Origin of the sequence: Mesorhizobium sp. RIZ17 (assembly GCF_051127865.1) — a bacterium.
In the GTDB taxonomy this organism is placed as follows: domain Bacteria; phylum Pseudomonadota; class Alphaproteobacteria; order Rhizobiales; family Rhizobiaceae; genus Mesorhizobium; species Mesorhizobium humile.
Map to the genome: position 1 here is coordinate 2,092,943 of NZ_CP147861.1, position 22,547 is coordinate 2,115,489.

The following is a 22,547-nucleotide window of genomic DNA, read 5'->3' on the forward strand; positions in this document are numbered from 1 at the left end:
GCCGCAACCGGCGCCGGTGGCCAACCAATGCAAGATTGGACCCGAGCATTCAGGCCAGGTTGATGGCGACGTTGCGCAGCAGCGCCACGGATTTGCGCATGCCTTCCATCGGCGACAGCATCATGTCCTCATGCTCGATCGACAGCACGTCGTCGTAGCCGGCCTGCTTCAGCGCGGTGCAGAACTGCCGCCACCAGGTCTCGCCATGGCCGTAGCCCAGCGTGATGTAGTTCCACGCCCGTTCGGCATAGTGATTCGGCGGACGCGCATCGAGCACGCCGTCGATGCCGGCCGGCACCGGCTCGACGCGCGTATCCTTGGCGTGGACATAGTAGATCGCGGAGCCAAGCTTGCGCACCGCGGCGATGGGATCGGCGCCCATCCACATCGGATGGCTCGGATCGTAGTTCGCGCCCACGGTCTCGCCGACGGCATCGCGCAGCCGGAACAGCGTCTGGACATTGTAGACCGCCTGATGGCCGTGTAGCTCCAGGCAGAGTTTGCCGATGCCGAGATTGTTCGAAAATCTCACCAGATCCAGCCAGTAGGGGATGATGCAATCGTCCCACTGGTAGCGCTGGATGTCGGCGCATTCGGGCGGCCAGTCGGTGATGATCCAGTTGGGGTTGGCGTCGCCGGGGCCGCCGGGCAGCCCGGACATCATCACCACCCGGTCGATGCCCATCAGGCTCGCCAGCCGGATCGTATCCTCGGTCACCTGGCGGTGCTTCTTGCCCTGCGGCCCAGGATGCAGCGGGTTGCCCGAGCAGTTGAGCGCCGCGATCGTGAGCCCGTGGTCGCGGACCTTGGCGACGAATTCGGCGCGGGTCGCAGCGCTGTCCAGCATTGCCGCGAGGTCGATATGCGGCGCGGACGACCAGTTGCCGCAGGCGAACTCCAGCGTCTCCAGCCCGAGCTCGGCCGAGGCGCGCAGCATCTCGTCGAAGGACAGGTTGCCCAGGCTGTCGGTGATCATGCCGATCTTCATTTTGAGGACTCCCGCTTGCCTTCAGACCATCCGCTCACAGTTTTACCGGCTCGAACCTGCCGGACCGGGCCGACGCCAGGGCCGCCTCGCAAAGGATCATTGCCTTGCGGCCGTCGCTGGCGGTGACCGCCGGCGTCCTGCTCGTTTCGACGCAGGTGATGAAGTGATCGATCTCGGCGGCGTAGGATTCCGCATAGCGTTCGACGAAGAAGTAATAGGGCCTGTCGCGCGATATGCCCTTGCCGCCATGCATTTCCACCGAGGTCGGCAGCCGGTTGCCGGCCTGCAGCATGCCGTCGGCGCCATGCACCTCGATGCGCTGGTCGTAGCCATAGGCGGCCCTGACGCTGTTGTTGATGTGGCATTGCCGGCCCGACGCCGTTCGCAGGATGAACATCGCGGTGTCGTAGTCGCCGAGCTTCCTGTATTGCGGCGCCACCAGCGAGGAGCCGGTCGCGAACAGTTCCACCGGCTCCTCGCCGAGCATGTTCCGCGCCATATCGAAGTCGTGGATGGTCATCTCGCGAAAGACGCCGCCGCCTCCTGCCAGCGCTTCCTCGGTCTCGGGCTCGGGGTCGCGGCTGGTGATGATGACCTGCTCGACCGCGCCGATCTCGCCGCCGTCGAGGCGCTCCTTCAGCGCCCGGAAGCTCGGATCGAAGCGGCGGTTGAAGCCGATCTGGAACGGCACGCCGGCTTTCGCGACAGCGGCCAGGCACTCGTCCGTGCGCTTGAGGTCGAGATCGATCGGCTTTTCGCAGAAGATCGCCTTGCCTTTCGCCGCCGCGGCCATGGCGAGCTCGGCATGGGTGCGCGTCGCCGAGGCGATGAACACCATTCTCACCGACGGATCGTTCATCACTGTCTCGGTGTCCGCGATCTCGGCGCCGGTAACGGCGGCGACCTTTTCCGCCGCCTCGCGATTGGGATCGACGATGTAGCGCAGCCGCACCTTTGGATGGCGCGCCAGATTGCCCGCGTGCACGCGGCCGATCAGCCCCACCCCGAACAGACAGACATCCATCATGCGTTCGACTTTCCTATCGGGCCGCGCCATCGCGGCACGGCCGGTTCAGTGTTGCCCGCGCGGTGTTCATTTCACCGCGCCCATGGTCAGCCCGCGCACCAGATGCCGCTGCACCAGGAGCGCGAAGAAGACGATCGGCAGCGCGCCGATGACGCCGGCCGCCGACATCGACGCCCAGTCGGTATCGATGCGGCCGATCAGCGTCGCGGTGCCGCGCGGCATGGTCATGGCGCGCGGCGTCGCCGTCAGCGCCAGCGCGAAGAGGAACTCGTTGAAGGTGACCAGCACGGCGAAGATGGCGGTGGCCGCGAGCCCGGGTGCCGCCAAAGGCAGCGTGATGCGGCGGAAGGCGCCGAAGCGCGAATCGCCGTCGACCATCGCGGCTTCCTCGAGATCGACGGGGATCTCGCGGAAGAAGCTCTCCATCATCCAGACGCAGAAGGTGACGTTGAAGGCGGTGTAGGTGGCGATCAGGCCGAGCCAGCTGTCGAGCAGGCCGAGGCTGAGCATCAAGAGATAGACAGGGATCAGGATGACGACCGGCGGGATGATGCGCAGCGTGAGCAGGAACAGGCCGACCTTGCGCTCCGCGGCGAAGGGCAGGCGGAACCTGGCGATCGCATAGGCGCCCATCGCGCCGACGATGAGCGCGATGGCGACCGAGAAGAAGGTCACCACCAGCGAGTTCGTCAGGTAGGAGCCGAACTGCTTTTCGGTGAACAGCCGCACGTAGTTGTCGAGCGTCGGCACATGCGGGTAGAGCGTGCCTTCCTGGGTGATCTCGCGGTTCGATTTGAGCGAGGTCGAGACCAGCCAGTAGATCGGCAACAGCACGACGGCCAGCACGAAGACGGTGGTGAGGATGCGGGCCAGACGGTTGCTCATGACGCGTCGATCCTGCGCAGGAGCCTGATGGCGCTGAAGGCCAGCGCGAGCACGACGAGGCCGATCGTCACGAACAGCGCCGCCGCGTATCCGGTCTGCTGGAACTTGAATGCGGTGTCGTAGCCGTAGATCGAGATCAACCTCGTCGCTTCGCCCGGCCCGCCGCGGGTCAGCACGAAAACCTGGTCGAAGGTGCCGAAGGCGTCGATGGTCCTGAGCACGATCGCCACCGCCAGCACCGGCCGCATCATCGGAAAGGTGAGGTCGGCAAAGACGCGCCAGGCACCGGCGCCATCGACGCGCGCCGCCTCGAACGGCTCGTGCGGCAGCGATTGCAGCCCGGCAAGCAGGATCAGGAACATCAGCGGCGTCCATTCCCAGACGTCGAGCGCGACCAGGCCGATGAAGGCATTGAGCGGATTGCCGAGGATCTGCACCTCGCCGCCGCCCATGGCCTTAGACAGCGCGGTCAGCATGCCGGCGTCGCTGGCGTAGATCAGTCGAAAGACGATGGCGACGACGACGGGCGTGACCACCATGGGAATGATCAGCACGGTCCTGAGCAGCCGGATGCCGCGAAATTCGTTCAGGCAAAACAGCGCCAGCGCGAAGCCGAGCACCGCCTCGAAAGACACCGACAGCGCCACGAACTTCACCGTGACCCAGAGCGCGTTGAGAAACTGCGCATCGCTCCACAGATGCAGATAGTTCTGCAAGCCGACATCGGCGACCGGCGAGCCATAGCGGTAGGCCCTGGTGCTGGCGCGCAGCCCATCCCAAAGCGGATAGACCAGCACGCCGAGCACGATCATCAGGCCCGGCGCCAGCATGAGATAGGGGAGGGCGAGGTCGAGCCCCGCCCCCTGCAGGCGATATTTGCGCGCCTGCGTTGCCCCTTGCATCAGTAGTAACCGGCCGTGGTCAGGTAATCCTTGACCTGCTTGGCCGCCGTGTCGAGCGCGGCGCCGCCGCCGGAACCGGCCTGCAGCGCCTTGTTGAGTTCGATGCCGAGCAATTCCTCGACCTTCGCCCAGTCCGGCGTGCGCGGCCGCGGCAGCGCGCCGGCGTCGAGCTGCTGGAGCGCAACCGGGATCAGCCGGTTGCCCGGCTTGGCGATGCCGAAGGCGCTGCGCTTGACGGGAATAGAGCCCGCTTCCGAGAGCTTGGCCTGGGTTTCTGCGCTGACATACCACTTCAGGAACTCGATCGAGTTCGCCTTGTTGGGCGCCGATTTCGGCACCCCGGCGATGAAGATGCCCATCTGCGCGATCGCCTTCTGCTGCTTCGGCACGACGCCGAAATCGAGCTTGCCGGCGACCTTGGTCTGCGCCGGATCGTCGGCTTTCAGCGCATTGCCCGAATACTGGATGATCGCGCCGGCATCGCCGCCGAGGATCGCAGCGCCCTCCTGGTCGGAGTCGAACTCGACCACCCCGCTCGGCGCGTTCTGCTTCATCGTGCCGACGAAGAAATCGGCTGAAGCCTTGCCTTCGGCCGAATTGAAGATCGGGTTCCACTTGTCGTCGAAGAACGAGCCGCCGAACGACAGGAAGATCGGGTACCAGCTGGTGACGATCGGGTTGCCCGAGACGCCGCGGAAGACGACCGGGTATTTGATCTTTCCGGCGGCCACGCCTTCCTTGCCCTTGGCGATCACCTCGTCCCAGGTCTTGGGCGCGCCGCCGGTGAAGACGTCGTTGCGATAGGTGAGCGTCTGCAGGTCGCCGACGAAGGGTACGCAGATCAGCGTCGGCTTGGCCTTCTCGAAGCCCTTGACGCGCGGCCCCTGCTGCGGCGGCCAGTAGCCCATGTCGATCATCGAGCCGATCCAGTCCTTGTCGGACCCGTCGATGCCGCCGGCGCCGAGATCCTCGAGCACGTTGGCGGCGCCAAACTGCGGCACCCATGGGTCGTCGAGCAGATAGAGGTCATACTGGCCGGCGCCGCTCTGGGCATCGGCGAACCACTTCTCCAGCGTCACGCCATATTCGTCCTCGAGGAACTGGATGTCGAAACCCTGCTCCTTCGCCAGCGGTATGATTTTTTCCTTGAACGGCGTCAGCCCGCCATCGGCAAAGGCGCCGATGATCACCTTCTTGCCGGCGGCGCGGGCCGGCATCGGCAGGCCGAGCGTGGTGAGGGCGGTGGTCGCCAAAGCCAGGCCAAGCCCGCCCTTGATGACGGAGCGGCGAGTAAGTCTGCTGGAATGCATCATGTCACTCTCCCATTGTTGTTGACCCTGTGGACGGCGGTGAGGCCGGCCGAATTGAAGAAACAGGCGTTCGCCGGGTCGAAGGCGACGCCGATGCTTTCACCCACCACACCCCTGAAATCGCGGCCGGCCCGGACCGAGACGTTGCCGCCTTGGAGGCGGACATTGACCAGCGTCTCGTTGCCCATTGGCTCGACGACATAGATTTCGCCGGGCAGCGCATCCGGCGTGTCGGCCGGGGCGACGCTGCAGTCCTCCGGCCGCAGGCCGATTTCAGCGATGGAGGCGGCATGGCAGGCGGCGAGCCGCGCGGCCTCTAGCGGGATGGTCTTGCCAGCCACCATAACGCCTTGCTCGGAGAGCCCGGCCGGCAGGATGTTCATTGGTGGATTGCCGACGAAGGTGGCGACGAAGCGGTTGGCCGGGCGGTCGTAGATGTCGATGGGCGGCGCCATCTGCTGCAACTCGCCGCCATGCATGACGGCGACGAGGTCGGCCATGGTCAGCGCCTCGACCTGGTCATGGGTGACGTAGATGGTGGTGGCGCTGAGACGCTGGCAGAGCCGCTTGATCTCGCCGCGCATGGTGAGCCGCAGCCGCGCGTCGAGATTGGACAGCGGCTCGTCCATGAGAAAGGCCGCCGGATCGCGCACGATGGCGCGGGCCAGCGCCACGCGCTGGCGCTGGCCGCCGGAGAGCTGCCGCGGCCGGCGGTTGAGCAGATGGCCGATTTCGAGGATGGCGGCGACCTCGCCGATCTTGGCCTTGCGCCCGGCGTCCGGCGTGCCTCGGATCCACAGCGGGTAGCCGATGTTTTCGGCGACCGTCATCTGCGGGTAGAGCGCATAGCTCTGGAACACCATGGCGATGTCGCGGTCGCGCGGTTGCAGCCGGGTGACGTCGCGCTCGCCGATGAAGACCTTGCCCGCGGTCGGCATGTCGAGCCCCGCCAGGATGCGCAGCGCCGTCGTCTTGCCGCAGCCCGATGGACCGAGCAGGGCGAGGAATTTATGGTCCGGCACGGCGAGGTCGAGCGATCGCAGCACGTTAAGCGCGCCGAAATTCTTGACCACGTTTTGATACAGGACCGAACTCATCGCCCTCCCCGGCCCTCCATTCCGCCTTCAGGCCTTGCGCTCGTGCGCGTAGAAGCCCGCGCCCTCGGCCAGCCTTTTCAAATTGCGATACCCCATCGTGGCATAGGTCAAGGGGTGCGCTTTGGCCGGGTCCTGCTCGGCCTCCACGACCAGCCAGCCGGAATAGCCCTGGTCGGCGAGGATCTTGAGCAGCGTCGGGTAGTCGATCGCGCCGTCGCCAGGCACCGTGAAGATGCCTTCCATCACCGCGCCCATGAAGCTCATGTCGGCCTCGCGCGCCTTCTTCAGCATCGCCGGGCGCACGTCCTTGCAATGGACATGCACGACACGCTCGACATGCCGGCGCAGCAATTGCTCCGGGTCGCCGCCCGAAAAGGCGCAGTGCCCGGTGTCGTAGAGCAGGCCGACCGCCTCGCCGGTCGTATGCAGCAGCCTGTCGATCTCCGCGTCGGTCTCGACGATCGTGCCCATGTGATGGTGGAAGGCCATGCCGACGCCGAAATCGGAAAAGCGCTCGGCGAGCCTGGTGATCTTGGCGCCATAGGCCTTCCATTCCCCGTCCAGCAGCTTCGGCCGCTGCGAGATCGGGTCGTGGATCGCGCCATGCCGGCCGCGCGAGGTATCGGCATAGACGACGTGCCTGGCGCCGAGGTCGCGCAATAAAGTCAGATGCGGCCGGATCGCCTCGAATTCCTCGTCCACCTCTTTCTCGCAGATGCGCCCGTCATACCAGCCGGAGACCAGCGCCAGCCCGTAATGGTCGAGGATAGGCCTGAGCTGGCGGGCTTCACGCGGAAACTTCCCGCCAAGCTCGGTGCCGGCATAGCCGGCTTCCGCGGTTTCGGCGAGGCAGGTCTCGAGCGGCGTGTCGCCGCCCAGTTCCGGCACGTCGTCATTGGTCCAGGTGATCGGGTTGATGCCAAGTCGAACTGTCGTCATTGCTCGCTTTCCGCCCCGCAGCCGGGATGGCTGCGGGGTGTCTGGTCTCGGGAGGAGATGGCTGCGATTGCTGGCGACAGGGCGAAAACCCTGCCGTCTTCGTTCGGCAGGACGCCCTCCAAGCATTCCGCCTCACATGTCTTTTGTCGACGTCTTACCCCAACGTCAGTCAGCGAAGTCTACGCCGCTCTGTCTCCCTCGCGAGGGCCAGTTTTGCGGAAAATGAAGGAACCAGTTTGTGCTGGAAGGTGGGTATGGCAGGATGGGGGGATGGGAAATCTGGAAATCATCAAGCGGTGGCGCGAGGCCCCCTCTCTGCCCTGCCGGGCATCTCCCCCTCAAGGGGGGAGATTGGCAGCTTCGCCGTCGCGCCCCCCTTTGCGACGTAGGCGATTTGCGAAGGCCTCCGCGCCATCCGATCTCCCCCCTTGAGGGGGAGATGTCCGGCAGGACAGAGAGGGGGGCGAAGGAACTCGACCATGCCAGCCAAGCGTGTCTCGACAAGCCATTGCCAGCGCACCTATGGGCGGGTGTGAACCATGCGCCCCCACCCCAAACCGCAACCCTTCCCGCTCGACATGCTCACCGTGAACCGCGCCAGCCCCGAGCACCTGTCGCGCCAGCTCTATCACGGCCTTGTCGCCATCATCCGCGGCCGCGCGCTCCCACCCGGCTCCGAGCTGCCCTCAACCCGCGCCCTGGCCGCCGAGCTCGGCCTTGGCCGCAACACCATCGTCGCCGCTTACGACCAGCTCGTCACCGAAGGCTATCTCGCCAACCGCCAGGGCGCCCGCCCGGTCATCGTCGACCTGCCCGAAGGCCCGCGCGAGACGCCGGCGCAGGAGCCGCCTGAGCCGCTGCGCCCACCGTCGCTGCGCGGCCAGCTTCTGCTCAGCCAGCCCTATCATCACGGCAGGCCGGGGCACGTCGCCTTCCACCCCGGCATGCCGGATGCGGGAAGCTTTCCCTTCGGCGTCTGGGGCCGGCTGGTCGCGCGCCGCGCCAGCCATGGCGGCGAGACGCTGTTCGGCACCTATGACGTCACCGGCCACCCGGCGCTGAAGGACGCGATCGCCGGTTATCTCTATTCCGCGCGCGGCGTGCGCTGCCGGCCGGAGCAGATCGTCATCACCACCGGCGCGCAGGCCGCCTTCGATCTTCTGGCACGCCTGCTGCTCGACCCCGACGACACGGTGTGGATGGAGGAGCCCGGCTATTACGGCGCCAAGGCCGCCTTCACCGTGGCCGGGGCAAGGATCCTGCCCATCCCGGTCGACCAGGAGCGCGGCTGGTATCTCGAGCCGCCGGACCCGTTGCCCCGTCTCATCTATGTGACGCCGGCCTGCCAGCATCCGCTCGGCATCACCATGCGCATGGAGGAGCGGCTGCGCCTGCTCGACATCGCCGAGACCGCCAATGCCTGGGTGATCGAGGACGATTTCGACGGCGAGTACCGTTTTCAGGGCCGCCCCGTGCCGGCGATCCAGAGCATGGACCGCTCCGGCCGCGTCATCTATGTCGGCACCTTCGCCAAGCTCTTGTTCCCGGCGCTGCGCATCGGCTTCATGGTGCTGCCGCCGGAACTCGCCGGCCGCATCGTCAACGCGCTCTCCACCACCGGCCAGTTCGCGCCGCTGCTCTTGCAGGCCGCCCTGGCGGATTTCATCACCGAAGGCCATATGAGCCGGCATCTGAAGCGCATGCGCCGCATCTACGCCCAGCGCCGCCAGCTCTTCCGCGACATCGTGACCGAGCGCCTGCGCGACGAGATCACGCTGTCCCCCGCCGAAGCCGGCATCCAGGTGGTGGGCTATCTCAAGGCTGGCATCGACGACATCAAGGTCAGCCAGGCGGCGGCAAAAAGGGCCATCAACGTCTCGCCGCTGTCGAAATATTTCCAGAACACGGCGGCGACGCAGGGGCTGGTGCTGGGGTATGCGGCGTGTGACGCGGCGCAGATGAGGGATGGGGTGGAGAGGTTGGCGGCGGCGATAGGGGAGACGCTGGGGTGAAAGTTTCGCGGCACAGTAAGTGGCGCACCCGACAAGATTCGAACTTGTGACCTCTGCCTTCGGAGGGCAGCGCTCTATCCAGCTGAGCTACGGGTGCTTCCAGGCAGTCCGGAAACGAACCAGCCGGTAGGCCGGCCAGTAACGGCTTCTTAGCGGAAGCCGCCACGGGCTTCAACGGTCAATCGGAAGGAAACGAGGCCGGTAGTGCTCAGGCATACGACTGCCGAGGAGCGAACTTAGAACACGCGATGATCGTCTAGTCGCATAGAGGGCTCGATCCCCTCGTCAAAACGAAATTCCTATTCCACCACTATTGCCATTTTATCGATTTGCCCGGTATTTAAGCTATAAAGCACAATCGCGGCGCCAATTACTTAAGTCTGAAGTTTCAGATATGAATGACAGTGAATTGCGTGAGTTACAAAAACATGCCGAAGGAGCCTGCAAAGCCTTCGGATGGAAGTTCGGACTACTCCTGGGGTCGGGCGGGAGTTCGGCAGTTTTCCGGGTTGAAAGAACGAATGGCCCAGCCGCGCTAAAGGTCTATCTTCCACGCTTCATTAAAGGAAAGGAGGGTGAGGTTACAAGAAATCGTCTAAATATAGTAAAAAACAAAATAATAGGGCACAAATGCTCCGGCCTGGTTCAGATATATGAAATTGATGAATTTGACGATTCACCATTTATGCTCATGGAAGCTGTCCCGGGGGATATGTTAACGAGCGTCCTTAAGTTAGTGCCGCCAAATAAAATTGAAAGCGTTGTCCGACAAATCGCAGAAGCGGCCAGGTATTTAGACGAAATTGACGTTACTCACAGAGACATTAAATCGGATAATATTATAGTTAATTCAGATTTTTCGAAGGCCACCCTGGTCGATCTTGGCGTAGTTAGAATTGTCGATGACCAAATTGGGTCCGGAACTGATGATGACGGCCAACTCCCCTTCGTTGCAACTGCGCGCTACAGCTCTCCGGAATATATGTTCCGACTGCTGCCTCAAGGCCAGGAGCTATGGAGAGCCCTCAATTTCTATCAGCTTGGCGCGCTAATTCACGATCTCATCGTCGGAGAACCGCTTTTCGAAGAAATTGTAAGGCAGTCGACCAACAACAGATATTTGATAGCCTACGCGGTAGCTACCAAAATCCCACTTGTGCCATCCAGGAGCGAGGTACCAGACCGCCTAGTTACGTTGGCTCAAAAATGTTTGCAAAAGGACCCCACGGTACGCTTGGCGGCGGTAAGTTGGGAAGACTTCCTAACCCAGGACAGGCAGCGTGATAATGAGTCTTTTTTGGGCCTCCGAGGAAGAGCTGCACCAAGACGAGCGATAGGGTTGGTAGATGTTTCTGAACTTGCGCGCTTCATAAAGGTTTCTATAGATGAAAGACTTATGGCCAGAAAGGCGAGCTGCAGATACTCTATTGAGGTGCTCAATTACTCGAGTGCCCTCATTAACATAACCTGGAAGCCTGCAACCGACGAGCCCGCAACTAGCACCGAAATTGTGGTGGGGATAGAAATTAAAATATTGAATGAAAACATCCAAATTATCGGCAAGGCATCTTTTCTGGATGATGGGGAAATTTGCGCCAAAACAGGACCAGTAGACATTCCAGTTGGTCGCACTGAAGCCATCGAAGCGATCTGTATCCAGGCTTACGACTCGTTCTTAGAGGCGTCTGCGGAGTTGTTAAAGGCGTCGATGTCGGGGGAGACAAATGAGCCTGTTGTGGAGGCGTAGGCGGGATTTACATCCCGATCAAATAAGGGCAATTGAGGGGCTGTCTCCGCAAGGAAAATACCTCCTCCTTGGTCCGCCCGGGTCTGGCAAGACCAGCATTCTTCTTCACCGAGGGCAGTACCTCAGACTGCCACCTCACAGACTTGCGAACGTGAGGTTAGTTACGTTCTCTCGAACGCTACGAGAGTTCATTTCTATGAGTGGAGACGATCGATTCCCTTCCGAATTGATTGTAACAGTCAAATCGTTCGTTGATAATATATTCAGAGCTTATGGCGTTAGCCCACCCGTTGTAGAAGGTGATCTTAGCGATCAGAATCGGACTAGAGCGGTAACCGCGAACGAGTTAATTAGGGAGAAAGGGCGCCTCGTCAGATATGATGCTCTGCTAATTGATGAGATTCAGGATTTGTGCGAGGAGGAGATACGCCTGATGCTGTCCCTCTCTGACAGAGTTATGCTTGTCGGGGATGCGCGCCAACGCGTCTACTTGGACTCAGACTGTCTGGACGTGGCAGCATCCCTCTGTCAGCAGACAGTGGAGCTGAAACATCACTTCCGAATTTGCCGAGACATATGTTTGATCGCAGATCGAATCCTTCAGAATGACGATTTCTCCCTTGCGGAATACGAGCATTATCTGGGGCCTGCGCCGGCAGCCCCTTCGATCATTGGGCCGATATCGTATGAGCGGCAGATAGAAGCGTTGGTAGACGGTCTAGACCTGCAATTGGACACCTATAATGAGCCCTCTGATTTGATAGGTGTGATTGTCGGGCGTACAGACGACTGTGACGCTATCTATGAGCAACTGTCGAGCCTGCCGAGATTGGCCGGTCGGTGCGCCGTTTTCCACTCAGGTGTGGCAAACCGCCATTTTGATGGCGATTGCAAGATATGCATAACAACGGTTCAGTCATGCAAGGGCTTGGAATTTCGAGCTCTTCATTGGCTATTCGCCGATGAAACAGCCTATCTCACCCGTCAAAAGGCATATACGGTCGTAACAAGGGCCAAAACCTCCCTGACCTTGTATCGCTCCGGAGCGCTCCCAGCGATCTTATCTGGTGCATTTCCGCCATCACCGCAGAGGCTTTTTGAGGACGATGACTGAGACAGAGCTAGCTTTTGCACTGATTGAGCGCGAGCAATTAGGGGCTGCTCTGAGAGGAGAGGCTACGGCCCGTAAAGGCGCCTGGAGCGTGAGGCGTCCATTGTCTCGGCTCCATGACGGGCAGGTTCTGCTGGTCTGGGCTGGGGAATCGTTACAGCCGAATTTAGTTGTAGTCGCGGACCATGACAGGGAAGACCTGCTGTCATGGCTGATTACCTTCCACAGCGATCTGTCTCCTTTGTCGAGCTGGTGTCAGGTTATGACGCCCGCTGAATTTGATCGTTCTAGCATAGAAAGTCCAATCATTCCTCGATTGTTTGGTATGGAGGCAGCGTGGATTGGAGCAATATTTGCAGAAGCGATGATACTTTCGGGGCGTTCGTACGAAGAACTATCTTTGAATGCTCTTCTCGCGACTGAGAGCTTTGCCACCGCTCGAGCCGCCGCAGTATACGGTGCGAGAGCAGCAGCTACACTTATACCAGAGAGGTTCGAAAACATCCGCCGCCAGTTTCAGCGGTCCCCCGAAAAGAGAGAAGGTGGGTCGCGGGTGGTTGGGGAAGTTTTGCTGGGGCTTTTGCCAGATTCCGCGCGAGAAATGCAGGGAAATAAACGAATTCTTGTCGATGCATGCCGAGACTTACTATCTTCAGGCGAAGAAGACACAGATATTTTGAAAAATTCTGGTTACAGCTTTAAATCAGTTTCTCCCGAACTGGGGCCTATTACAGGGCTTTCGAGCATGTCGGCTGAAGAGAGAGTTCGCTACCTGAGATATATTCAAGATCGAATTTCCTACTCGTCGGCTAGCGACCGTGTTCTCTACACTTTTGCGGCCGGCTATGTGATAAGCCGAGTTGGAGGTGGAGAAAGAGACTTTCGTCTTGCCGATAGTTTCGGAAAGGACCGAGGGGAGATTCTTTCGTGGGCAGCTGTAACCGGTGGTTTAGGCGCGAACACTTTCTGGACCGATGCGTTCGCTGGACTCGGCAGATTTGTGGGGAGAGAACTTATACGCCCTGTCCATCTGCTTGATCCTCCTTTGTGCGATGCCTCCTATGACGAAGTCGGCCTTTTTGATGAGCGTCTAACACGACTCAAGATCAGGTCGGCTAACAGATCTGCGGTTGCGGTGTCACTGCTGCCCGGAGTAGTGGTGCACTTTAGTGCCGGTGAAGTTGAGCGCCCCGCCTCTCGACCTACGGATTCGGCACGGAGTGCGAATTCCGGCATTGATTTTTCATTAGTGACGATTGATCAACTTGATATTTTAGCAGAGCGTTTGCTTCCATTAATTCGATCACGGCTCCAACCAGCGGCAAAATCTGCCGCGAAGGATCGTCGAGGTCCCAAGGCGCCTCGCCTCCCTTTTAAGCCTGACTAGAAAGCTATATCCCTCACCCCTCCGCCCCGCTCTTCGCCGCCTTGCGCCGCACGGCCCGCCTTGCGGTGTGCTTCTGCTTCTTCGCGGTCAGCTCGTTCATCGCGTCGAGCTGCATCTGCTGCATTTCGGCCAGCCGCGTCCATTGGCGCGAGATCAGGTAGTCGAGCTTTTCGTGCAGGTGGCGCACTTCGAGCTCGGCCTTGAGGTTGACGCGGTATTCGTTGAAGGAGCGCAGGCGGTCTTTCACCTCCTGGCGCTTCTGGCTCATCATGATCACCGGCGCCTGGATGGCGGCGATGCAGGAGAGCATCAGGTTGAGCAGGATGAACGGGTAGGGGTCGAACGCCTTGGATTCGCCCTGGACGAGGTTGAGGCCGATCCACACCAGCAGGATGGCTGCGAAAGAGATCAGGAACCACCAGCTGCCGCCAAAGGCGGCCATCGAGTCGGAGACGCGGTCGGGAAACGTCCGGTGTTCCTCGAACTCCTCTTCCGAGTTTTCCGAGATCGTGTCCTGCTTCGCGATCGATTCCACCACCTGGCGGTCGAGCTCGGAGAATTCGCCGTGCTCCTGCTGCAGCAGTTCCTCCATGTAGCGCATGCGGTAGCGGCCGAGCTCCTCGCGGCTGACGCGGGCGCCGCGCGGCAGGTCGGGATGGTCGGAGCGGATGCGGTCGGCGAGGCTGGGTCGCAGATCATCGATGCGCACCAGGTCGCGCTTGCGGAACTTGCGGCCGCTGATCGCCGAGGGCTTCTTCTTCGGCTTGACCCTGGTCGTGCCCGGAACATGCGGTTCGGAATCCGGCACTTCCGGCGCTTCGAGGATTTCGTCGGCGGCGGCTTGCGCATCCTCCGGCACGGTTTCCGCCTCGAGATATTCGCCGGCGATGTCGTTCTCATTGTCGGCCTGGACTTGCGCGGATGTCTTCGGGTCGCCTGCCATGGTCGGTGCTCCTGTTCGCGGGCTTTGCGAGGTACGATACGCCAAGCCGGCGCGGCATATCCATGCTGAGTGTGAATCTCGTGTGACAGAACAAGTTCTTGTGATGGGGGCGGGGCGGACTGAGGCAACGCACAGGTCGGCGCAGCCCCCTCATCCGGCCGCTACGCGGCCACCTTCTCCCCGGCGGGGAGAAGAGACTGGCGCCGGCGCCGACAATCTCCTCTCCCCGCCGGGGAGAGGTCAGCCGAGCGAAGCGGAGGCTGGGTGAGGGGGAGCGCCGTTGGCGATTTCTCGCCCCCTGGCGCAATCGTCGCCCTCGCCTGGCCTTGATCCACATCAAACTGGCCCCTGTGGGAGGCCTGGTAGGCTGACTATATCGAAGCCAGGCCTGAGCGTTCAGGCTCCCGCCACCTGGGGCGCGTCGCCCCGCAAATGAGGGATCGCCACCATGTACAAGAAAATCCTGATCGCCACCGACGGCTCGGAATTGGCCCAGAAGGGCGTCGCCCACGGCCTCGAGCTGGCCAAGGGCCTCGGCGCCGCCGTCGCCTTCGTCACCGTCTCCGAGCCGTTCCCGGCGCTGGCCTGGGGCGGCGCCATGGCCGGCTATGTCGCCGCCGACGAACTGGTCAATTACGAGGAAAGCGCGCGCAAATACGCCCGCGAGGTGCTCGACAAATGCAAGGCCGAGGCCGCTGCGAAGGGCGTCGAGGCGAAGACCCTGCATATCGAGAACCGCACGCCCGCCGAGGCGATCCTCGAGGTCGCCGGTGCGGAAGGCAGCGACCTCATCGTCATGGCCTCGCACGGCCGCCGCGGCATCGGCCGCCTGGTGCTGGGCAGCCAGACCGCCGAAGTGGTGTCGCTGACGCAGATCCCGGTGCTGGTGGTCAGATAGAACGGTTGGTGGGGCGACGCCTCCCCATGAGGTCGTCATTCTAGGGCGGAGCGCCGCGAAGCGGCGCGCAGACCCTAGAATCCATGCCGTTACGCCGGCCCTGGAATGCAGCGGTGCAGAAAAGGCTGCCTAGGCTGGCGTTCCGGCGCCATTGTTTGCACCGTCGCGACGTTCGCAGGTCGCGGCATGGATTCTAGGGTCTGCGCGCGTCGCTTCGCTCCTTGCTCCGCCCTAGAATGACGAGCCGACAAGGGCGCCGCTACTGCGCCGGCAGCAGTGGCGCGCCGGGCGATGCCAGGTCCGGCGACGGAAAATCGGATGCCGGCTGGCTGGGCTGCGGCGACGCGGACGCCACGGAACCGGGTGGAGGCAACCCTGGCAAAGCCGAATCCGCCTGCGGCAAGCCGGGAAGCGGCGCGGCAGAGGGCTGTTGTCCGGAATACATGAGCTTGGGCTGGCTTGCATCGGCGATCGTCGGCCCCAGGCTCCTCTGGATCAGCGCCTCGACATGGTCGTTGCGCTGCCGCGCTGAGTCGGCGCCCATCACCACCACGATCAGGTGCCGCCCGTCGGCATTGTAGGAGGTGACGATGTTGTAGCCGGAGGCGCGTATATAGCCGGTCTTGATGCCGTCGACGCCGCGCACGCGCCCCAGCATGTCGTTATGGCCGCGCACCAGCCGGCCGCGGAACATGAAGTCGCTTTCGGAGAAATAGTGGAAATGCTGCGGGAAGCGCTTTTCCAGCGCCATGCCCAGCACCGCCATGTCGTGCGCCGTCGTCACCTGGCCGTCGTCGGGCAGGCCGCAGGCGTTGCGGAAACTGGTACCGCTCATGCCGAGCGAGCGCGCCTTGGCGGTCATCATGGCGGCGAACTGGTCCTCCGAGCCGCCGCCCAGATATTCGCCCACGGCCACCGCCACGTCGTTCGCCGACTTCACCACCATGGCGCGGATGGCGGAATCGACGTCGATCGTCTCGCCGCGCCTGAAACGCAGTTTCGTCGGCGGCTGTGAGGCGGCGTGGTCGGAAACCGGGATCCGCGTTTCCTTGCTGACACGGCCGCTCTCCATCACCTCGAACAGCATGTAGAGCGTCATCATCTTGGTCAGCGACGCCGGATAGCGCTGCGATCTCGAATTGACCTCGAACAAGGTCTTGCCCGACGAGGCGTCGACCACGATCGCGGCATATTTCTGCGGCTGCGCCGGCACGGCGAGCACGCTTTCCGGCGGCGCGGCCGTCGTGCAGCCGGCGACCAGCGCGAGCAATGCCAATATGGCGATGAGTTTCTGGAGGAAAGGGAAGGGACGGGGCAAGAACGTTTCTAAAGCTGTTGCTGAGACGCGGCGAAGCTAACGTAACCCATGTGCCGCGTCCAACTGGTTAACGGGGGGCAAGAAGGCATTTGCCCAGCTTTCGGAGGTTCGCGCCGCTGGCAACGCTGTCAATCTCCGCTCCTTGCGGGCCCTCAAGGGATGGCCGACGCCGCGCTACCGCTCTCGCTCCTTCAGCTCCAGCCGCCGCGCGTGCAGCACCGGCTCCGTATAGCCGTTGGGCTGCACCGTGCCCTTGAACACCAGGTCGCAGGCGGCCTGGAAGGCGATGGAATTGTCGAAGTCAGGGGCCATCGGCCGGTAGAGCGGGTCGCCGACATTCTGGCGGTCGACGATGGCGGCCATGCGCTGCAGCGAGTCACGCACCTGGATCTCCGAGCACACTTTGTGGCGCAGCCAGTTGGCGATGTGCTGGGAGGAGATGCGCAGCGTGGCGCGGTCCTCCATCAGGCCGACGTCGTTGATGTCAGGCACTTTCGAGCAGCCGACGCCCTGGTCGATCCAGCGCACGACGTAACCCAGAATGCCCTGCGCATTGTTGTCGAGCTCGCGCTGGATCTCATCCGGCGTCCAGTTCGGCCGCACCGCGACCGGCACCGAGAGAATATCGTCGAGCTTCGCCTTCGGCCGGCTCTTCAGCGCCGCCTGCACGGCGTGCACATCGACCTTGTGATAGTGCGTGGCGTGCAGCGTCGCGGCTGTCGGCGACGGCACCCAGGCGGTGTTGGCGCCGGCCTTGGGGTGCGCGATCTTCTGCTCCAGCATCGCCGCCATCAGGTCGGGCATCGCCCACATGCCCTTGCCGATCTGGGCGTGGCCGGCCAGCCCGCATTCGAGGCCCGTATCGACATTCCAGGCCTCATAGGCGGAGATCCAGGCGGCCTGCTTCATGTCGCCCTTGCGGATCATCGGGCCGGCTTCCATCGAGGTGTGGATCTCGTCGCCGGTGCGGTCGAGGAAGCCGGTGTTGATGAACACCACGCGCTCCTTCGCGGCGCGGATCGCTTCCTTGAGGTTGACGGTGGTGCGCCGTTCCTCGTCCATGATGCCCATCTTGATGGTGTTTTTCGCCATGCCGAGCAGCGCCTCGACGCGATCGAAGATCTCGACGGCGAAGGCGACCTCCTCCGGCCCGTGCATCTTCGGCTTGACCACATACATCGAGCCGGCGCGGGAATTCGCGCGCTTGCCGTTCTCCCCGACGTCGTGCAGCGCGATCAGCGCGGTGAGCGCGGCATCCATGATGCCTTCCGGCACCTCGTTGCCGTTGCGGTCGGTGATCGCCGGATTGGTCATCAGGTGGCCGACATTGCGCACCAGCATCAGCGAGCGTCCGGGCAAAAGCAGCTGGCCGCCATTCGGCGCCGTGTAGCGGCGGTCCGGATTGAGGGTGCGGGTAAAGCTCTTGCCGCCCTTGGTGATCTCTTCCGCGAGGTCGCCCTTCATCAGGCCGAGCCAGTTGCGGTAGACGACGACCTTGTCCTCGGCATCGACGGCCGCGACCGAATCCTCGCAGTCCTGGATGGTGGTGAGAGCCGATTCCAGGATGACGTCGGCGATGCCCGCGGCATCGGTCCTGCCGATCTGGTTGGCGCGATCGATGACGATCTCGATGTGCAGCCCGTTCTTCACCAGGAGCACGGCTTCGGGATTGGCGGCATCGCCGCGATAGCCGGCGAACTGTTTCGGGTCGGCGAGCGTCGTGGCGCCGGCGCCCTCGCCCAGCTTCAACGCGCCGTTCTCGACCGTCAGCCCATTGACGCCGGCCCATCTGCCCGTGGTCAGCGGCACCGACTGGTCGAGGAAATCCCTGGCCCAGGCGATCACCTTGGCGCCGCGCGCGGGGTTGAACCCCTTGCCCTTCTCGGCGCCGCCGGTCTCGGGAATGGCGTCGGTGCCGTAGAGCGCGTCGTAGAGCGAGCCCCAGCGCGCATTGGCGGCGTTCAGCGCATAGCGCGCGTTCATCACCGGCACGACGAGCTGCGGCCCCGCGACGACGGCGATCTCGGGGTCGACATGATCCGTGCTGACGCTGAAGGCCGGGCCTTCCGGCACCAGATAGCCGATCTCTTTCAGGAAACTCTTGTAGACTTCCATGTCAATCGGCGCGCCGTTTTCGCGATACCAGCCGTCGAGCTTTTCCTGCATGGCGCCGCGCTTGGCGAGCAGCGCGCGGTTCTTCGGCGCGAGGTCGTGGACGATCTCTGAAAAGCCTTGCCAGAACTTTTCTGGGTCGATGCCGGTGCCGACTGCGGCCTCTTCGGCCACGAAGTCATGGAGCTCCCGGGCAATCTGCAACCCGGCGATCTCGATGCGGTCGGTCATCTGCACGTCTCCAGATAGGTAGCTTGCCGGGCCTTTGGCATGTTTGGGGTTGCGGGGTCAATTCGGCTTAGGGTGTAGGGAGCGCTGCCTTCTCCTTCTCCCCTTGTGGGAGAAGGTGTCGCCGAAGGCGACGGATGAGGGGTGCTCCAGGGAAAACCAGCGTCTCACTCCGCTGGAACACCCCTCATCCGTCTCGGCGCTGCGGGCCGATCCACCTTCTCCCACAAGGGGAGAAGGAAAAAAGGCGCCCTCACACCGCGATCCGCGGCCGTCCCGACGCCACGGCCACCACATGCGCCTCGATGAACATGCGCTGGCCCTCGATGGTCGAGACCTTGAACTCGGTGGCGACGTCGATCTCGGCGCTGTCGGTGCCGGCATCCTTCGCGCGCTCGGCCGCGATCGCGCGTACATCGGCCTCGGCCGCCGCTATCGCCTTGTCCTCGTCGATGAAGTCGCGCACCGTCTGGCCGGAGGCAAGGCGGAAGAGGCCTTCCTTGGGCTGGCTGACGCGGGCTTCGGCCGAGACGCGCACCTGGCCGACCACGGCGCCGAGCGCGTTGGCGACGTCGGTGTCTTCCGGCACGATGCAACCATTGCCGACCAGCGGCGGCAGGCCGGCATAATGCAGCGGCGCCGACGCCCCGAGGCCGATGACCGGACGGTCGAGCGCGACGGTGAAGCGGGCGATGCCCGGATGGGCGTCGACCGCGCGCTGCACCAGCGCGTGCGCGACGGTGGCGGCGCCGTCCAGCCCGTCCTCGGCGAAGGCGGTTTCGAGGATGTATTCGGCCGACCAGCGGGTCAGCGTGACCAGCACGCGCTCGGCCAATGCTTCAGGTGTCGCCGCGATTGCCTGGCCGCGGCCGTCGCGGCGGCGCGCGAAGAGCTCGGCGCCGAGGCGGGCGGCGGCGGCGTCCCAATTGGCCTGTTTACCCACGACATGGGCGGCATCCGACGGGGTGAAGCCGCTGATGTGCACCAGCCCGCGCGCGACCAGCCGGTTCAGCGTGGCGTTCTGCGCATTGGAGGCGAGCAGCCTATCGAGCGCCAGCGGGGTGGCGCCGATCGTCTCGTAGAGTTTTGCTTCCGGCGCGGTGAGGCCGGCGGCGAGCCGGTCCGGCACGCCGGTGCGGACGGCAAAGCGCCCGTCCATGCGACCGGGGTTCGGCGCGCGCAGCTGGCGCTCCAGTTCCGACGTTACCGCCTCGCCATGCACCATGCCGGAAAGCGCCAGCGGCACCAGGCGGCGCGGCCCAAGCAGGATTTTCGGGTCGAGCGCGCCGTCTTCCAGCGCCACTTCCGAGTCGCCGCCGAGGCCGAAGGTGCGCATGGCGACCGCTTCGACCATGGTGCGGAAACCGCCGACCGTGGCGCCTTCCGGGTCGAGGCGCGGGCGGCCGCCATCGAGCACTGCGACGTCCGTGGTGGTGCCGCCGATATCCGAGACCATGGCGTCGTCCAGCCCGGTCATGTGACGGGCCCCGACAAGGCTGGCGGCGGGGCCGGAGAGGATCGTCTCGATCGGCCGCTGGCGGGCGAAGGCCGCCGACACCAGCGCGCCGTCGCCGCGCACCACCATCAGCGGTGCGGCAATGCCGCGCTTGGCGAGGAACCCTTCGGTCGCCGCGACCAGCCGGTCGATCATCGAGATCAGGCGGGCGTTGAGCAAGGTGGTGAGCGCGCGGCGCGGGCCGCCGAGCTTGGCCGAAAGCTCATGGCTGGCGGTGACCGGCAGGCCGGTCTTCTCGCGGACGAGATCGCGGGCCGCAAGCTCATGCGCCGGGTTGCGGGTGGCGAAATAGGCGCAGACGGCGAAGCCCGACACCGAGCCGCCGAGTTCGGGGAGCGCCGCCTCGAGGCCTGAAAGGTCGAGTTTTGCGGCATTGCCATGCACGTCATGGCCGCCGGGGCAGAACACCACGGGATCGGTGCCCAGCGCGGTCTTGAGCCCATCACGGGCAAGGTCGGCCTCGGAAAAGCCGATCATGACCAGCGCCACCCGCCCACCCTGGCCCTCGACCAGCGCGTTGGTGGCTAAAGTCGTCGACATCGAGACCAGCTTGATGGCGGCCGGGTCGGTGCCGGATTGCTGAAGCACCGCGTCCACCGCTCCGGAAATGCCGACGGCGAGATCGTGGCGCGTGGTGAGCGACTTCGCCTTGGCCAGAACTTTTCCCTTGGGCCCACCTTCCTCGGACCACAGCACAGCGTCGGTGTAGGTGCCGCCGGTGTCGATGCCGAGGAAGAGAGGGTGAGGTTTGGCGGTCATTTGGGGCGGCAGTCCGAGGTCGAGGGCTTTGTTGCGAAGCCCTTAGCCGATACGGGCTGCCGGATAAAGGTGGGAGGGATGGGCCAGGGGCGCTAAGAGACGCCGGCGCGAGGCCCCCCTCTCTGTCCTGCCGGACATCTCCCCCTCAAGGGGGGAGATTGGCAGCTTCAGCGCCGGCGCTCCCCTTGCGACGTTGGGGATTAGCGAAAGCCGGCGTGACATCTGATCTCCCCCCTTGAGGGGGAGATGGCCGGCAGGGCAGAGAGGGGGGCCTCGCGCCGGCGTCTCAAGGCTTGGGTTGCGGGCGCCCTCAGCGCCGCCTACTTCGCCGTGACGGTGCCCTTCATCGAGCTGTGGATGGCGCAGTGGAATGGGTGCGCGCCGGCGGCTGTTATCTTGACCTTGGCGCTCTTGCCCGTGGCGAGTTGGCCGGTGTCGAAGGAACCATCGAGCGCGGTGGCGGTGTGCGTCATCGGATCGGCATTGGTGAAGGTGATGGTGTCGCCAACGGCAACGCTGACCTTCGACGGGTTGAATTTCATGCCCTTGATCTGGACCGCGTGATTGGCGGCATAGGCGGGCATGGCCAAGGCAAGCAAAGCAAGGACGAGCATGGTGCGCATGATGGATATCCTCCCGAGCGCGAAACCTCATCCTTAACTAACGCCGGCGCGGCGCTTGTCATCCCACGAACCCCACCTTTTTATGGCTCCCATCGCAAAACGGCTTGTTGGCCGAATGCCCGCAGCGGCAGAGGAAGACCTTGGTGGTGCGGGCGATGGTGTGGCCGGTGCCGGTGACGATCTCGGCATTGCCTTCGACCTTGAGCGGGCCGTTGACGGTGGGCGTGACCTTCAGCGGGCCATCCCGTGCTTCCAGCACCTGCGCTTCCTTCGGCGGCGGCTCGCCGGTGGCGGTGAAGCCGCCCTTGATGTGGCTGTTGTCGCAGAACGGCTTGTTCTGCGACAGGCCGCAGCGGCAGAGCGTGGCGCGCAAGAGGGTTTCGTCGCCCAGCACGATCTCGGCATGCACCGCCAGCGGGCCGTTCTCCCTCAACCGCACGGTGTTGACCACCGGCGGCTTCTCCTGCGGGCCGCCGTCCTTACGGTTGTAGGTGATGGCGCCGGACGGGCAATTCTGCGCCAGCGCCACGACCTGCTCGACGCTGGCCGCCTCCGGGTGGATCCACTCGCCCGGAGCGTTGGGCACGAAGACATGCGGGTTGCCGAGCACGCAATTGCGCGAATGGATGCAGCGCTTGCCGCTGAAAGAAACGTCGATCTTCTCGCCTTCGACCGTGCCTGCCATGGGGCTCTCCTCTGGTGGGTTGAGGCAAGGCTAGGGCGGCGGTGCGAAGGGCGTCAAGCT

General features: G+C 63.5%; 18 protein-coding genes and 1 tRNA gene. 5 read left to right on the plus strand and 14 right to left on the minus strand.

All coding sequences use genetic code 11. From position 1 onward, the window contains the following. Positions 1 to 49 precede the first annotated feature (49 nt). From WDX12_RS10370 to iolE, 7 genes are all read right to left on the minus strand, one after another. Positions 50 to 988 carry a sugar phosphate isomerase/epimerase family protein gene (locus tag WDX12_RS10370; RefSeq protein WP_434724802.1) on the minus strand — a complete coding sequence of 313 codons (939 nt, stop codon included), beginning with the start codon at positions 986 to 988 and terminating at the stop codon, positions 50 to 52. Between the two features lie 34 nt (positions 989 to 1,022). Further along, complete coding sequence (gene iolG / locus WDX12_RS10375) at positions 1,023 to 2,015, minus strand: inositol 2-dehydrogenase (protein ID WP_434724803.1); 993 nt, start codon at positions 2,013 to 2,015, stop codon at positions 1,023 to 1,025. A 66-nt stretch (positions 2,016 to 2,081) separates the two neighbouring features. Continuing rightward, entirely contained in the window at positions 2,082 to 2,900 is an 819-nt protein-coding gene (locus WDX12_RS10380; protein WP_320294032.1) for a carbohydrate ABC transporter permease, read from the minus strand. After that, positions 2,897 to 3,802 carry a carbohydrate ABC transporter permease gene (locus tag WDX12_RS10385; RefSeq protein ID WP_320294033.1) on the minus strand — a complete coding sequence of 302 codons (906 nt, stop codon included), beginning with the start codon at positions 3,800 to 3,802 and terminating at the stop codon, positions 2,897 to 2,899. Before WDX12_RS10385 ends, WDX12_RS10380 begins: the two co-directional genes overlap by 4 nt. Beyond that, positions 3,802 to 5,115 (minus strand): extracellular solute-binding protein, encoded by a 1,314-nt coding sequence (locus WDX12_RS10390; RefSeq protein WP_320294034.1) that lies wholly within the window; start codon positions 5,113 to 5,115, stop codon positions 3,802 to 3,804. The genes WDX12_RS10385 and WDX12_RS10390 overlap by 1 nt, the downstream gene beginning before the upstream one ends. Further along, a complete protein-coding gene (locus tag WDX12_RS10395) occupies positions 5,112 to 6,209 on the minus strand; it encodes an ABC transporter ATP-binding protein (RefSeq protein WP_434724804.1) in 1,098 nt (365 codons plus the stop codon). The genes WDX12_RS10390 and WDX12_RS10395 overlap by 4 nt, the downstream gene beginning before the upstream one ends. A gap of 27 nt (positions 6,210 to 6,236) precedes the next feature. Beyond that, complete coding sequence (iolE, locus tag WDX12_RS10400) at positions 6,237 to 7,148, minus strand: myo-inosose-2 dehydratase (RefSeq protein WP_434724805.1); 912 nt, start codon at positions 7,146 to 7,148, stop codon at positions 6,237 to 6,239. A gap of 539 nt (positions 7,149 to 7,687) precedes the next feature. Here iolE and WDX12_RS10405 point away from each other — a divergent pair. Then, positions 7,688 to 9,160, plus strand: a complete 1,473-nt coding sequence (locus tag WDX12_RS10405; protein WP_434724806.1) for a PLP-dependent aminotransferase family protein — start codon at positions 7,688 to 7,690, stop codon at positions 9,158 to 9,160. A 20-nt stretch (positions 9,161 to 9,180) separates the two neighbouring features. Here the strand turns inward: WDX12_RS10405 and WDX12_RS10410 are convergent. Next, positions 9,181 to 9,257, minus strand: a tRNA-Arg gene (locus tag WDX12_RS10410). A gap of 297 nt (positions 9,258 to 9,554) precedes the next feature. Here WDX12_RS10410 and WDX12_RS10415 point away from each other — a divergent pair. From WDX12_RS10415 to WDX12_RS10425, 3 genes are read left to right on the plus strand one after another with little or no spacing between them, the layout of a single operon-like run. Then, positions 9,555 to 10,907: a serine/threonine protein kinase gene (locus WDX12_RS10415; RefSeq protein WP_434724807.1), complete on the plus strand. Its 1,353-nt coding sequence runs from the start codon at positions 9,555 to 9,557 to the stop codon at positions 10,905 to 10,907. After that, positions 10,885 to 12,021 carry an AAA family ATPase gene (locus WDX12_RS10420; RefSeq protein WP_434724808.1) on the plus strand — a complete coding sequence of 379 codons (1,137 nt, stop codon included), beginning with the start codon at positions 10,885 to 10,887 and terminating at the stop codon, positions 12,019 to 12,021. The genes WDX12_RS10415 and WDX12_RS10420 overlap by 23 nt, the downstream gene beginning before the upstream one ends. Then, positions 12,014 to 13,405, plus strand: a complete 1,392-nt coding sequence (locus tag WDX12_RS10425) for a hypothetical protein (protein WP_434724809.1) — start codon at positions 12,014 to 12,016, stop codon at positions 13,403 to 13,405. Before WDX12_RS10420 ends, WDX12_RS10425 begins: the two co-directional genes overlap by 8 nt. 13 nt (positions 13,406 to 13,418) lie before the next feature. Here the strand turns inward: WDX12_RS10425 and WDX12_RS10430 are convergent, their stop codons facing one another. Then, positions 13,419 to 14,348 carry a DUF1003 domain-containing protein gene (locus WDX12_RS10430; RefSeq protein WP_434724810.1) on the minus strand — a complete coding sequence of 310 codons (930 nt, stop codon included), beginning with the start codon at positions 14,346 to 14,348 and terminating at the stop codon, positions 13,419 to 13,421. A gap of 448 nt (positions 14,349 to 14,796) precedes the next feature. Here WDX12_RS10430 and WDX12_RS10435 point away from each other — a divergent pair, with 448 nt between their 5' ends. Further along, a complete protein-coding gene (locus WDX12_RS10435) occupies positions 14,797 to 15,246 on the plus strand; it encodes a universal stress protein (RefSeq protein ID WP_320294044.1) in 450 nt (149 codons plus the stop codon). Positions 15,247 to 15,505: 259 nt separating this feature from the next. Here the strand turns inward: WDX12_RS10435 and WDX12_RS10440 are convergent, their stop codons facing one another. The 5 genes from WDX12_RS10440 to WDX12_RS10460 form a co-directional block, all read right to left on the minus strand. Continuing rightward, positions 15,506 to 16,564 (minus strand): serine hydrolase, encoded by a 1,059-nt coding sequence (locus WDX12_RS10440; protein WP_434724811.1) that lies wholly within the window; start codon positions 16,562 to 16,564, stop codon positions 15,506 to 15,508. A 174-nt stretch (positions 16,565 to 16,738) separates the two neighbouring features. Next, positions 16,739 to 18,907: a malate synthase G gene (locus tag WDX12_RS10445; protein WP_434724812.1), complete on the minus strand. Its 2,169-nt coding sequence runs from the start codon at positions 18,905 to 18,907 to the stop codon at positions 16,739 to 16,741. Positions 18,908 to 19,157: 250 nt separating this feature from the next. Then, complete coding sequence (locus tag WDX12_RS10450; RefSeq protein ID WP_434724813.1) at positions 19,158 to 21,179, minus strand: hydantoinase/oxoprolinase N-terminal domain-containing protein; 2,022 nt, start codon at positions 21,177 to 21,179, stop codon at positions 19,158 to 19,160. 320 nt (positions 21,180 to 21,499) lie between these two features. Continuing rightward, complete coding sequence (locus tag WDX12_RS10455; protein ID WP_320294048.1) at positions 21,500 to 21,802, minus strand: cupredoxin domain-containing protein; 303 nt, start codon at positions 21,800 to 21,802, stop codon at positions 21,500 to 21,502. 58 nt (positions 21,803 to 21,860) lie between these two features. Further along, entirely contained in the window at positions 21,861 to 22,487 is a 627-nt protein-coding gene (locus WDX12_RS10460) for a CDGSH iron-sulfur domain-containing protein (protein ID WP_434724814.1), read from the minus strand. Between the last annotated feature and the right edge of the window lie 60 nt (positions 22,488 to 22,547).

Coding starts and splice junctions, on each gene's coding strand:
- WDX12_RS10370 (WP_434724802.1), bottom strand. CDS start 988: ATGAAGATCGGCATGATCACCGACAGCCTGGGCAACCTGTCCTTCGAC.
- iolG (WP_434724803.1), bottom strand. CDS start 2,015: ATGATGGATGTCTGTCTGTTCGGGGTGGGGCTGATCGGCCGCGTGCAC.
- WDX12_RS10380 (WP_320294032.1), bottom strand. CDS start 2,900: ATGAGCAACCGTCTGGCCCGCATCCTCACCACCGTCTTCGTGCTGGCC.
- WDX12_RS10385 (WP_320294033.1), bottom strand. CDS start 3,802: ATGCAAGGGGCAACGCAGGCGCGCAAATATCGCCTGCAGGGGGCGGGG.
- WDX12_RS10390 (WP_320294034.1), bottom strand. CDS start 5,115: ATGATGCATTCCAGCAGACTTACTCGCCGCTCCGTCATCAAGGGCGGG.
- WDX12_RS10395 (WP_434724804.1), bottom strand. CDS start 6,209: ATGAGTTCGGTCCTGTATCAAAACGTGGTCAAGAATTTCGGCGCGCTT.
- iolE (WP_434724805.1), bottom strand. CDS start 7,148: ATGACGACAGTTCGACTTGGCATCAACCCGATCACCTGGACCAATGAC.
- WDX12_RS10405 (WP_434724806.1), top strand. CDS start 7,688: ATGCGCCCCCACCCCAAACCGCAACCCTTCCCGCTCGACATGCTCACC.
- WDX12_RS10415 (WP_434724807.1), top strand. CDS start 9,555: ATGAATGACAGTGAATTGCGTGAGTTACAAAAACATGCCGAAGGAGCC.
- WDX12_RS10420 (WP_434724808.1), top strand. CDS start 10,885: ATGAGCCTGTTGTGGAGGCGTAGGCGGGATTTACATCCCGATCAAATA.
- WDX12_RS10425 (WP_434724809.1), top strand. CDS start 12,014: ATGACTGAGACAGAGCTAGCTTTTGCACTGATTGAGCGCGAGCAATTA.
- WDX12_RS10430 (WP_434724810.1), bottom strand. CDS start 14,348: ATGGCAGGCGACCCGAAGACATCCGCGCAAGTCCAGGCCGACAATGAG.
- WDX12_RS10435 (WP_320294044.1), top strand. CDS start 14,797: ATGTACAAGAAAATCCTGATCGCCACCGACGGCTCGGAATTGGCCCAG.
- WDX12_RS10445 (WP_434724812.1), bottom strand. CDS start 18,907: ATGACCGACCGCATCGAGATCGCCGGGTTGCAGATTGCCCGGGAGCTC.
- WDX12_RS10450 (WP_434724813.1), bottom strand. CDS start 21,179: ATGACCGCCAAACCTCACCCTCTCTTCCTCGGCATCGACACCGGCGGC.
- WDX12_RS10455 (WP_320294048.1), bottom strand. CDS start 21,802: ATGCGCACCATGCTCGTCCTTGCTTTGCTTGCCTTGGCCATGCCCGCC.
- WDX12_RS10460 (WP_434724814.1), bottom strand. CDS start 22,487: ATGGCAGGCACGGTCGAAGGCGAGAAGATCGACGTTTCTTTCAGCGGC.